Origin of the sequence: Variovorax restrictus, assembly GCF_051216715.1 — a bacterium.
Classification (GTDB): Bacteria; Pseudomonadota; Gammaproteobacteria; order Burkholderiales; family Burkholderiaceae_C; genus Variovorax.
In genome coordinates this window covers 772,138-783,788 of the sequence record NZ_JBPJZH010000002.1, presented here as the reverse complement: position 1 = coordinate 783,788, position 11,651 = coordinate 772,138, and the positions used below count along the sequence as shown (strand labels likewise).

General features: G+C 69.8%; 13 protein-coding genes. 9 read left to right on the top strand and 4 right to left on the bottom strand.

What is annotated here, in order from left to right; translation table 11 throughout:
- Positions 1–8: 8 nt before the first annotated feature.
- Entirely contained in the window at positions 9–707 is a 699-nt protein-coding gene (locus ACSFA0_RS18320; protein WP_435451685.1) for a GntR family transcriptional regulator, read from the bottom strand.
- 85 nt (positions 708–792) lie between these two features.
- On the opposite strand from ACSFA0_RS18320, the gene ACSFA0_RS18315 reads away from it, so the two are divergent.
- From ACSFA0_RS18315 to ACSFA0_RS18275, 9 genes are all read left to right on the top strand, one after another.
- A complete protein-coding gene (locus ACSFA0_RS18315; RefSeq protein WP_435451684.1) occupies positions 793–1,761 on the top strand; it encodes a Bug family tripartite tricarboxylate transporter substrate binding protein in 969 nt (322 codons plus the stop codon).
- A gap of 49 nt (positions 1,762–1,810) precedes the next feature.
- Positions 1,811–2,503: an RraA family protein gene (locus ACSFA0_RS18310; RefSeq protein WP_435451683.1), complete on the top strand. Its 693-nt coding sequence runs from the start codon at positions 1,811–1,813 to the stop codon at positions 2,501–2,503.
- A gap of 51 nt (positions 2,504–2,554) precedes the next feature.
- Positions 2,555–3,586, top strand: a complete 1,032-nt coding sequence (locus ACSFA0_RS18305; RefSeq protein ID WP_435451682.1) for a methionine synthase — start codon at positions 2,555–2,557, stop codon at positions 3,584–3,586.
- 32 nt (positions 3,587–3,618) lie between these two features.
- Entirely contained in the window at positions 3,619–4,029 is a 411-nt protein-coding gene (locus ACSFA0_RS18300; RefSeq protein ID WP_435451681.1) for a hypothetical protein, read from the top strand.
- Positions 4,030–4,107: 78 nt separating this feature from the next.
- Positions 4,108–5,592: a TolC family protein gene (locus tag ACSFA0_RS18295; RefSeq protein ID WP_435451680.1), complete on the top strand. Its 1,485-nt coding sequence runs from the start codon at positions 4,108–4,110 to the stop codon at positions 5,590–5,592.
- Positions 5,592–6,974 carry a multicopper oxidase family protein gene (locus ACSFA0_RS18290; RefSeq protein ID WP_435451679.1) on the top strand — a complete coding sequence of 461 codons (1,383 nt, stop codon included), beginning with the start codon at positions 5,592–5,594 and terminating at the stop codon, positions 6,972–6,974. The genes ACSFA0_RS18295 and ACSFA0_RS18290 overlap by 1 nt, the downstream gene beginning before the upstream one ends.
- Positions 6,975–7,004: 30 nt before the next feature.
- Positions 7,005–7,499, top strand: coding sequence for a cupredoxin domain-containing protein (locus ACSFA0_RS18285; protein ID WP_435451678.1), 495 nt, complete (start codon positions 7,005–7,007; stop codon positions 7,497–7,499).
- A 26-nt stretch (positions 7,500–7,525) separates the two neighbouring features.
- Positions 7,526–7,990 (top strand): DUF411 domain-containing protein, encoded by a 465-nt coding sequence (locus ACSFA0_RS18280; RefSeq protein ID WP_435451677.1) that lies wholly within the window; start codon positions 7,526–7,528, stop codon positions 7,988–7,990.
- Positions 7,991–8,013: 23 nt separating this feature from the next.
- The gene (locus ACSFA0_RS18275; RefSeq protein ID WP_435451676.1) at positions 8,014–8,313 is read left to right on the top strand and encodes a copper-binding protein; all 300 of its coding nucleotides are present in this window, start codon (positions 8,014–8,016) and stop codon (positions 8,311–8,313) included.
- Positions 8,314–8,320: 7 nt separating this feature from the next.
- On the opposite strand, the gene ACSFA0_RS18270 is transcribed toward ACSFA0_RS18275, so the two are convergent.
- From ACSFA0_RS18270 to ACSFA0_RS18260, 3 genes are all read right to left on the bottom strand, one after another.
- Positions 8,321–8,773, bottom strand: a complete 453-nt coding sequence (locus ACSFA0_RS18270) for a universal stress protein (protein ID WP_435451675.1) — start codon at positions 8,771–8,773, stop codon at positions 8,321–8,323.
- Between the two features lie 148 nt (positions 8,774–8,921).
- Positions 8,922–10,190 (bottom strand): acetate/propionate family kinase, encoded by a 1,269-nt coding sequence (locus ACSFA0_RS18265; protein WP_435451674.1) that lies wholly within the window; start codon positions 10,188–10,190, stop codon positions 8,922–8,924.
- A gap of 26 nt (positions 10,191–10,216) precedes the next feature.
- The gene (locus tag ACSFA0_RS18260; protein WP_435451673.1) at positions 10,217–11,632 is read right to left on the bottom strand and encodes a bifunctional enoyl-CoA hydratase/phosphate acetyltransferase; all 1,416 of its coding nucleotides are present in this window, start codon (positions 11,630–11,632) and stop codon (positions 10,217–10,219) included.
- Positions 11,633–11,651 lie beyond the last annotated feature (19 nt).

Sequence of the window (11,651 nt, the reverse complement as noted above, 5' to 3'; positions counted from 1 at the left end):
ACCTGGATTCAGCGGCGCACCTGCCCGGCCGGCGCGCTCGCCGGCGCCAGCAGCAGGTCCGCGAAAGCGCGCCCTTTCGCGATGATGTGTTCGCGCATGGCCTGCGCGGCACGCTCCGCGTCGCTGTCGACGATGGCCGCCACCACCGCGTCGTGCTCCACGGCGGCCGACAGCAACCGGCCCGGTTGGTCACGCACCCGGCGACGGAAGGCCGCCAGCCGCAGCCGCAACTGACGCACCTGTTCCACCACGACCGGGTTGCCGCAGCCCTCGTAGAGCGCATCGTGAAAGTGCCCGTTCTCGGTCTCGTAGCCATGCCGGTCGCCCGCCGCCGCGGCTTGGCGCGTCGCTTCGGTCAGGCGCTGCATCCGGTCTCGCTGCCCGGGATCCATGCGCAGCGCGCACAGGCGCGCCACCACGGCTTCGAGTTCCGACAGCGCCTCCAGCATGCTCACGAGTTCCGAAGCCGCAGGCGCGTGCACGTAAATGCCCGAGCGCGGAACGATGCGCACGAGGTGCTGCGCTGCCAGGGTGAGCAGCGCCTCGCGCACCGGCGTGCGCGACACCCCGAAACGGTCGGCCAGTGCTTTCTCGTCGACCGCATCGCCGGGCAGCAATTCGCCGGCTTCGATCGCCTGCAGCAACGCCGACCGGATCCGCTCCGGCTGGCTGGTGGCGTCACTCGCGCTGGTTTCCTCTGTTTGCATATCAATCGACTCTCAGGATATATTAGATTCTCTAACTGATATTTAAATGCGGCGACCCTGCCGATCATACGAAGGAGACAACACCATGCCATCGAAACTCGCTGCCATCGCCCTGTGCCTCGCTGCGCTCGCGGCACCCGCTGCGGCGCAGCCTGCCTATCCCGACCGCCCCGTCACCTTGATCGTTCCGGTCCCTCCGGGTGGCATTCTCGACACCGTGGCGCGCATGGTCGTGCCGTCGATGGGACAAAGCCTCGGCCAGCCGGTGGTGATCGACAACCGCGCCGGTGCGGGCGGCAACATCGCCGCGAGCGCCGTCGCACGCGCTGCGCCCGATGGCCACACGCTGCTGGTCGGCTATTCCATGTTCCACGTCGGCAACCCGTCGATGTATTCGAACCTCACCTGGGACCCGCTGCGCGACTTCGTGCCCGTCGGCATGCTGGTGGTGTCGCCGCACGTGGTCGCGGTGCACCCGTCGACGCCGGTGAAGAACCTGCGCGAACTGGTCGACTATGCCAAGGCCAATCCCGGCAAGCTCAACTACGCGACCTCGGGCACGGGTTCGGTCCCGCATGTCGGCGTGGAACTGTTCAAGCAGCTCAACCAGATCGACATCGTGCACGTGCCCTACAAGGGCGCCGGGCCCGCCATGCAGGACGTGATCGCCGGCAATGTCCAGATGACGGTGGCCACGCCGCCTTCCGTGATGGGCTTCGTGCAGAACGGCAAGGTGCGCGCGCTCGCCGTGGCGGCCAAGCAACGCCTGCCGCAGATGCCCGATGTGCCGACCTCGGCCGAAGCGGGTTTCCCCGGGTTCGAGCTCGAAGCCTGGGTCGCCCTGTTCGCGCCCAAGGGCACGCCGCCGGCCGCGATCGCCAAGCTCACCGAGGCCGCGAAGACCGCCCTGCAGACGCCGCAGGTCAAGAAATCGGCCGAAGCCGCCGGCGTCGAGATCCGCTACATGCCGCCGGCGCAACTCGATGCCGTCGTGCGCAAGGACATCCAGTACTGGTCCAAGGTCATCAAGACCGCCAACATCAAGGCCGACTGACGCCGCGCGGCTTTCTCACGCTTTCACCCCTCTCATCGACACCGACACCATGACCGATACCCTCTCACCGACACCCGACGCCGACTTCGTCGCGCGCGCCCTGCGCCTGGACTGCGCCGCCCTGAGCGATGCGCTGGACCGCTCCGGCATCGTCGGCCAGTGCTACGAGATCAGCCCGCGCGACCCCGGCTTCCGGATGGCCGGGCATGCCTACACCGTGCTCTACCGGCCGGCCGGCCACGACGAAGACGGCTTCGTCGGCGACTTCATCGACGACGTGCCGCCCGGGAGCGTGATCACCATCGACAACCGCGGCCGGGACACGATGGGCACCTGGGGCAACATCCTCACCGAGATGGCGCACCACCGCGGCATGGCCGGCACCGTGATCGACGGCATCAACCGTGACGTCGCACTGTGCCGGGAACTGAACTACCCGATCTTCAGCCGGGGCCACTGGATGCGCACCGGCAAGGGCCGCATCCAGCTCGCCGGCCTCCAAGTGCCGGTGCAGATCGGCGGCGTGAACGTGCTCCCCGGTGACCTGCTGCGAGGCGACGCGGACGGCGTGGTCGTCATCCCGCAGGCGATGCAGGCGCAGGTGCTGCAGTACGCCGAGGAAATCACCGAACAGGAGAACGCCATCCGCGCCGGGATCCGTACCGGCCTGCGCATGGACGAAGCGCGCCGTCAGCACCATTACCATCACCTGCAGAACCCCGGCTACGACAAGCTGCGCTGACACGGCGCATGCCAACGCGAGCGCCCCTCTTTCCCCGACCCAGGACACGCCATGACACGACCCCTTTTCTCTTCCACCATCGCGGGCAGCCTGCCCAAGCCGGCCTGGCTGTCGGAAACGCAGAAGCTCTGGCCGCAATGGCGGGCCGAAGGCGCCGACCTGGCGCAGGCCAAGGCCGACGCCACGCTGCTGTGGATCAAGGCGCAGGAGGACGCCGGCCTGGACGTGATCGGCGACGGCGAGCAATCACGTCAGCACTTCGTGCACGGTTTCCTCGAGCAAGTCGAGGGCATCGACTTCGAGCACAAGGTGAAGATGGGCATCCGCAACAACCGGTATGACGCGATGGTCCCGCAGGTGGTCGCGCCCTTGCGCCTGAAAGGCCGTGTTCACGCGACCGAGGCGCGCCTGCTGCGTGCCCACACCGATCGCAAGATCAAGTTCACGCTGCCCGGGCCGATGACCATCGTCGACACCGTGGCGGACCAGCACTACGGCGACCGCGTGAAGATGGCGATGGCTTTTGCCGAACTGCTGAACCAGGAAGCGCTGGCGCTGCAGGCCGACGGCGTGGACATCGTGCAGTTCGACGAACCTGCCTTCAACGTCTACATGAAGGAGGCGGCCGACTGGGGCGTGAAGGCGCTGGAGCGCGCCGCCCAGGGCCTGACCTGCACCACGGCCGTTCACATCTGCTACGGCTACGGCATCAAGGCCAACGTCGACTGGAAAGCCTCGCTCGGCGAGGAATGGCGCCAGTACGAGGACGTGTTCCCCGCACTCGCGAAGAGCAGCATCGACCAGGTCAGCCTGGAATGCTTCCACTCGCATGTGCCGCCGCACCTGATGAAGCTGCTGGACGGCAAGGACGTCATGGTCGGCGTGATCGACGTGGCCAGCGACGACATCGAGACGCCCGAGCAGGTGGCGGACACCATCGGGCAGGCGCTGCAGTACGTGCCCAAGGACCGGCTTCTGCCCTGCACCAACTGCGGCCTGGCGCCCATGAGCCGCGAGGTGGCGCTTGGCAAGCTGAAGGCATTGGCAGAAGGCGCCGCCCTGGCACGTCGTCGCTACGGTTGAGGTCGGCCGGCGCGGCGCTTATCATCCGGGCCATGCGTCTGCTGGTCCTCGTCCTCGCCATCGTCCTGCTGCCCCCGCGCGGCTGGCTGGGCGACGCCATGATGCTGGCGCCGGTGCAGTCGGCCTCGGCCGGGCACGCGATGCATGCCATGGCCGATGACGCCGTAGCGACGCACACGGTGCACGCGACGCCGTCGGACGATGCTCACGACAGGCATGCCGCCCATGCGGCGATGGACCGCGCGCCCGCGCACGACGCAGCCGACAGCGGCCATGGCGCGCACACCACCTGCGACACCTGCCAGTTCTGCCATTCCGTCGCGGTGACGGCCTGGCCCGAGGTGCCGATGCCGGCCGCAGCGCCGGCCCACGCGCCGATCGCCGACGCGATGCGTTTCGCCAGCGCCGAAGCCGCCCAAGGCTTCAAGCCGCCCATTTCCTGATCTCCCTGCCCGCAGTCCGTCCGCAGTTCGCCCTTTCCGGGTGGCATGCGGCCGCTTCCTCGCTCGTGGAGATCCACCGTGACCCTTGTTCATCGCCCCTTCCGGGGCCGGCCGCGCCGTTCTGACGGCGGCCTTCGTCTTCCTCATCCGCAGCGTGCGGCGACCGCTGCGCTCGCGCTCCTTCTGGCCGGCTGCGCCAGCGTCGCGCCCGATGGCGGCGAGCGCGACGTGCAGGCGCTCGTCGCGCGCAACCCCATCGTCGGCGACGCCGCACCGCGCCGCGCACCCGACGCCGCCAGCCGCCAGGCCGTCGACGCGCTGCTGCTGCAGCCGCTCGACGCGCAGGCGGCCGTGCGCATCGCACTGGCCAATGGTCCGCGCATGCAAGAGGCCTTCGCGACGCTGCAACTGAGCGACGCCGACCGCGCGCAGGCCGCGTCGCTGCCCAACCCGGTGTTCGCCTTCGGCCGCCTGCGCGAAGGGCGCGAACTCGAACTGGAGCGCGCGCTGAGCTTCAACGTGCTGGGCCTGCTCACCCTGCCCTGGCAGGCCCGCTGGGCCGGCCAGCGCCACGAGGTCGCCAAGCTGCAGGCCGCGCAGAGCGTGCTGCAACTGGCCGCCGACACCCGCCGTGCCTGGGTGCGCGCGGTGGCGGCGCAGCAGGCGGTCATCTACCTGCGCGATGCCAAGGCCGCGGCCGAAGCCGGTGCCGATCTGGCGCAGCGCATGGCGCAGGTCGGCAACTGGAGTGCGCTGCAACGCACGCGCGAACAGCTATTGCTGGCCGATGCGTCGGCCCAGCTTGCGCGCGCCGAGCAGAGCGCGCTCGCCAGCCGCGAACAGCTCACCCGCCTGATGGGCCTGGCCGACGCGCAATCGACCTACCGCCTGCCCGACCGCCTGCCACCGCTGCCGGTGTCGATGCCCACGCTGACGGACGTGCAGGCCAGCGCGCTGCGCGACCGGCTCGACGTGCGCGCCGCGCAGGCGCAGGCCTCGGCCACCGCCGATTCGCTGGGCCTCACGAAAGCCACGCGTTTCGTCGATGCGCTGGAGATCGGCGTGGTGCGCAACACCACCTTCTCGAACGACGCCGACGGTGGCCGCAGCACGCAGCGGGGTGTCGAACTCGCGCTGCCGATCCCGCTCTTCGACTGGGGACTGGCGCGCAACGCCCGCGCCGAGGCGCTCTACGGCCAATCGGCCGCCCGCGTGCGCGCCACCGGCCTGCAAGCCGCGAGCGAGGCACGCGAAGCCTACGGCGGCTGGCGCAGCGCGTGGGCCGTGGCGCACCGTTACCAGACCGAGGTGCTGCCGCTGCGCCAGAAGGTCAACGACGAGATGCTGCTGCGCTACAACGGCATGCTGTCGAGCGTGTGGGAACTGCTCGCCGAGACGCGCGCCAGCATGCTTGCGGTGAGCGCGGCCATGGACGCCCAACGCGACTTCTGGCTGGCCGACACCGACCTGCAACTCGCGCTCACCGGCAGTTCGCCGGCGGGCCTGAGCGCCCTGCAAACCACAGGCGACAGCGCCACCACATCCCCCGCAGGAGCCCACTGATGGACCGCCGCCACTTCTTCACTGGCGCGGCCACGGCCGTCGCCGCCGCCAGCGTCAGCCGCGTCGCGCTCGCAGCCTTGCCCGACGCACACACGCAATCGTCGACCGCCACCGCCGCCCCGCTATTGCCGCCCGATGGCCGCCCCTACAACCCGGTCGTCACGCTCAACGGCTGGACGCTGCCCTGGCGCATGAACGGCAACGTCAAGGAATTCCACCTGATCGCCGAGCCGGTCGTGCGCGAGATGGCACCCGGCTTCAAGGTCAACATGTGGGGCTACAACGGCCAGTCGCCCGGCCCGACGATCGAGGTGGTCGAAGGCGACCGCGTGCGCATCTTCGTGACCAACAAGCTGCCCGAGCACACGACCGTGCACTGGCACGGCCAGCGCCTGCCCAATGGCATGGACGGCGTCGGCGGCATCACGCAGCCGCACATCCCGCCGGGCAAGACCTTCGTCTACGAGTTCGTCGCGCGCCGGCCCGGCACGTTCATGTACCACCCGCACGCGGACGAGATGACGCAGATGGCGATGGGCATGATGGGTTTCTGGGTGACGCACCCGAAGGCTCGGCATTCGCTGATCGCCGAGGTGCAGCGCGACTTCTGCTTCCTGCTCGGCAGCTTCGACGTCGAGCCCGGCAGCGCCACGCCCAAGGTCAACACCATGACCGACTTCAACACCTGGGCCTTCAACAGCCGCGTGTTCCCCGGCATCGACTCGCTCAACGTGCGCAAGGGCGACCGCGTGCGCATCCGCGTGGGCAACCTCACGATGACGAACCATCCGATCCACGTGCACGGGCACGAGTTCGAGGTGACCGGCACCGACGGCGGCCCGGTGCCGAAGACGGCGCGCCGGCCCGAGGTGACGACCGACGTCGCGGTCGGCCAGATGCGCCAGGTCGAGTTCATCGCCGACGAGGAAGGCGACTGGGCGCTGCACTGCCACAAGAGCCACCACACGATGGGGCCGATGGGGCACGACGTGCCGACCATGATCGGCGTCGACCACCGCGGCATCGCCGAGAAGATCCAGAAGCTGGTGCCCGACTACATGGTGATGGGTGACAAGGGCATGGCCGACATGGGCGCGATGGAGATGCCGCTGCCCGACAACACGCTGCCCATGATGGCCGGCCAGGGCCCGTTCGGCCCCGCCGAGATGGGCGGCATGTTCACGCTGCTGAAAGTGCGGCGCGACCAGCGGCCTGGCGACTACCGCGACCCCGGCTGGTTCAAACACCCGGCCGGCACGGTGGCGCGCGAGGTGCGCGGCGACAGCGCACCGCCCGCCACCGCACCGGCGGCCCCGGCTTCCACGGCCACGCCCGACGCCAGCGTTCGCAAACCTTCCGGCCATGGTGGCCACGCACATTGAAACCCCCTCACCTCTCTCGAAGGATTCGCGATGAACCTCTTACGCACACTGATGGCGAGTGCCCTGCTCGCCGCGCCGGCCTTCGTCCTGGCGCATGAAGCGCACACGCCCCGTGCCGCGCAGGCCGCGCTGCCCGCGGAACAGCAGGCCTGGGGCATTGCCGGCGAAGCCCGGGCCGTGCGCCGCACCATCGACATCGCCATGACCGACGACATGCGCTTCACGCCATCGGTGATCGACGTGCGCGAAGGCGAGACCGTCCGCCTGCGCCTGCGCAACCGCGGCAAGGAGCTGCACGAGCTGGTGCTCGGCACTCGCGCGACCATCGACGAGCATGCCGAACAGATGAAGAAGCACCCGACCATTGAGCATGACGACCCGTGGATGGCGCATGTGAAGGCCGGCCGAACGGGCGAGCTGGTGTGGCACTTCAACCGCCCCGGCGACTTCGATTTCGCCTGCCTGGTCGGCGACCACTACGAACTCGGCATGGCCGGGCGCGTGCGTGTGCTGCCCGCCCGATGAACCCGCTGAATTTCAAGGAGTCCCTCATGAACAGACGCACGCTTCTGCGCCACACGCCCTTCGCCCTGCTCGCCGTCGGCACGCTGCTGACGTCCGGCGCCCATGCGGCCGCACCGATGGTCGACATCTGGAAAGACCCCAACTGCGGCTGTTGCCTCGACTGGGTCAAGCACCTCAATGCCAACGGCTTCGCCACGCGCGTGCACGACAAAGGCAATGCCGCGGCGCGCCAACGTCTGGGCATCCCCGCGAAGTTCGGCTCCTGCCATACCGCCCAGGTCGACGGCTACGCCATCGAGGGTCATGTGCCGGCAGCCGATCTGCGACGACTGCTCAAGGAACGTCCCCGCGCCGTGGGTCTCGCCGTTCCCGGCATGCCGATCGGCTCGCCGGGCATGGACGGTGCGGTGTACGGCGACCGGCGGGACCCCTACGACGTGCTGCTGGTGCTGGCCGGTGGCGGCTCGCGTGTCTTCAGCAGCCACCGTTGAACCCACGGACGAAAGGAGCCGTCATGACGCGACGTTTCATCACGCCCCTGGCCCTCGGCCTGGCCACCCTGTCCCTCGCCGCTTTCGCCCAGGCGCCGCTGCCTCTGGTTGACGGCGAGGTGCGCAAGGTCGACATCGCGCAGCAGAAGATCACGCTGCGCCACGCCGAGATTCCGAACATCGAGATGAGCCCGATGACGATGGTGTTCCGCGTGAAGGAGCCCGCCCTGCTCACGCAGGTTCAGGCCGGCGACAAGGTGCGGTTCACCGCCGACAAGCTCGACGGCACGCTCACGGTGATCACGATCGAACCCGTGCGCTGACCGATGCTCAGTCGCGCTGCGCGCGCACCAGCATCACGGGCACCGGCGCCAGGCGCGCGACCTGCTCGGCGTCGCTGCCGAGCAGCAGGCGGTCGACCCCGCGCCGGCCATGCGTGCCGAGCACGATCAGGTCGGCGCCGGAGGTCGCCGCATGCTCGACGATGCGCTCGGACACCCGGTCGCCACAGCATTCCACCAGCACGGTCTCCACTGCGACCGGCGTGCCGGCCAGCCCGGCCTTGGCGGTGTCGAGCAGCGCCTGGCCGGCCGCGAGGAAGCGCGGGCGGATGTCCTGGAGGTAGACCGCCGGTCGCTCGAAGCCGTTGACGTGCGCAGCGTCGTCGACGATGTGCAGCAGCACCAGCGATGCGCCGCAGAGCTGCGCCAACTGCGCAGCTTCGGTCAGCGCGCGCTGCGAGGTCGTGCTGCCATCGATGGGGACCAGGATCTTTCGGTACATGACGGAGGGACTCGATCGGCCGGGGTGCGGCGGTGGATGAAGGGGGGATCGGCCCCCACTCTAGGTGCGGCGCCTCGGCGGGCGCTTGATGGCGATCAAGTCCGCCCGACGGCCCGGATGAACACCGCGTCGCGGCGAATCGTCGGCATCAGTCGACCGAGCCGTCGGCGCTGGCGCGGAACAGCAGCGCCGCGGCATCGCGCGCGGCGATCCACTCCTCGTTGGTCGGCTCCACCGCCACGCCCACGCGGCTGTCGGCGGCAGAGATCCAGGGGGCATGGCGCGCGTTGGCCGCATCGTCCAGCACCAGGCCGAGGTAGCCCAGCGCGGCGCAGACGCGCTCGCGGATCGGCGTGCTGTGCTCGCCCACGCCGGCCGTGAAGACCAGCAGGTCCAGCCCGCCGAGCACCGCCACCAGCGCGCCGATCTCGCGCACGATGCGGCGAACGTAAAGCGCCAGCGCGGCACGCACGCGCTCGCCGACCTCGTCTTCCCGGTCCTCCGCGGCCAGCAGCACACGCGGCTCCGACGAAACGCCCGACACGCCCAGCAGGCCTGACGCGTGGTACAGCAGATGCCCGACCTGCGCCACGGTGAGCTGCTCGACCTCCATCAGGTAGAGCACGACGCCCGGGTCCAGCGCGCCGGTGCGCGTGCCCATCATCACGCCGTCGAGCGCGGAGAAGCCCATCGTCGTGGCGACGCTGCGCAGGCCCTGCATGGCGCACAGGCTCGCGCCGCTGCCCAGGTGCGCGACGATCGTGCGGCCACGCGCGCGCTCGCCATGCCGCTCGGGCAAGGCCACCGACAGGTACTCGTACGACAGGCCATGGAAGCCGTAGCGGCGCAGTCCCCGCTCCCATGCGGCGTAGGGCAGCGGCAGCATCCGCTCGACGGCGGGCAAGGTGTGGTGGAAGGACGTATCGAAGCAGGCGACCTGCGGAAGGGCCGGCTGCGACGCCAGCAGCGCGGCCATGGCCTCCAGCGCGAACGGCTGGTGCAGCGGCGCCAGGGGAACGAAGGCCCGCAGGTCGGCCAGCACCGTGGCGTCGATGCGCACCGGGGCCGCGTACTTGCTGCCGCCATGCACCACGCGGTGCGCCACCGCCGCCAGCGGGCGGCCGGCCAGCCGGGCGGTCACGCGATCGCGGATGTGCGCCAGCGCCGCGTGGTACGGCTGCTGCGCGTCGAGGGCGACCGGCCCCGGCGCGACGCCGGTTTCACCATAGGTCGGCGCCGGACCGCCGATGTCCTGCACCTTGCCGTTCCAGGCCGGCACGCGCGGCAGCGGCGACGCGCCGGCATCGAACAGCGCGAACTTGATGCTCGATGAGCCGCAGTTGAGCACCAGGACCAGGCGGCTCGTCGGCGTCGAGGCATCCGGTGCATGCGGCGAATCGGGACGTGGAAGGTTCATGGTGCTTCTGCGTGGGCATTGCGCATTCAGGGTCGCGCCGTGCGGTAGCGATGTGCCAGCAGCAGCGCGATGGCGCACGAGGCGATGCGCGTCTCGCGCGAATCGGCGCGGCTGGTCAGCACGATGGGCACCTTCGCTCCCATCACGATGCCGGCCGTCGCCGCATCGCCCATGTACTCGAGCTGCTTGGCCAGCATGTTGCCGCTCTCCAGGTCGGGCACCACCAGCACATCGGCCTGGCCGGCCACCTCGGAGCGGATGCCCTTGACGCGCGCGGCGGCGATCGAGACCGCGTTGTCGAAGGCCAGCGGCCCGTCGAGCACGCCGCCGGCGATCTGGCCGCGGTCGGCCATCTTGCACAGCGCGGCGGCATCGAGCGTGGCGGGCATGGCCGGGTTGACCGTTTCCACCGCCGCCAGGATCGCCACGCGGGGAATCGCCACGCCGATGGCATGCGCCAGGTCGATGGCATTGCGCACGATGTCGGCCTTCTCGGGCAGCGTCGGTGCGATGTTGATCGCCGCGTCGGTGAGGATGAAGGGCCGCGGATACGCCGGTGTCTGCATCAAGTAGCAGTGCGACAGCCGCCGCGCGGTGCGCAGCCCCGCACTGGCGGCCAGCACGGCGCGCATCAGTTCGTCGGTGTGCAGGCTGCCTTTCATCAGCGCCTCGACCTCGCCCTTGCCGGCCATCTGGGCGGCGCGCGCAGCCGCCGCGTGACTGTGCGGCACGTCTTCGATCTCGATGCCGTCCAGGTGCAGGCCGGCCTCGGCCGCCACGGCCAGCAGCTTCGCGCGCGGGGCCACCAGCACCGGCACGATGAGGCCCGCGGCTCGTGCATCGAGTGCGCCGCCCAGGCTCAGCGCGTCGCAGGGGTGGACCACGGCGACACGGATCGCCGCCAGCGGCCGCACGTGCTGCAACAGGCGCGGCAGGCCATCGGCCGTCGTGATGCGCACCTCGGGCAGCGTGTTGGCCGGTCGCTCGACCTTCTCGCGGGGCGCCAGCACCGTGGCCTCGCCGTCGATCACGGTCTTTCCGTCCTGGTTCACGCAGGTGCAGGCCAGCGTGACCTGATGCTTCGCTGCGTCCTTGCAGGTCACGGTCACGCGCACCGTCAGCGTGTCGCCGACGCGCACCGGCTGCAGGAACTTCAGCGTCTGCGCCAGGTACACCGTGCCGGGGCCGGGCAGACGCGTGCCCAGCACGGCCGAGATCAGCGCACCGCCCCACATGCCGTGGGCGATCACGCCATGAAAGCGGGTGGACGCCGCGTACTCGGCGTCCAGATGGGCCGGGTTGACGTCGCCGGACATCACCGCGAAGAGCTGGATGTCCTGCGCGGTCAGCGTGCGCTGGATGCAGTCGCTGTCGCCGACGCCGATTTCGTCGAAGGTACGGTTGCGCAGCATGCGCAAGGTATCGGTTTGGGCTCTCTGCATCGGTGTCCTCTGCGGTGTT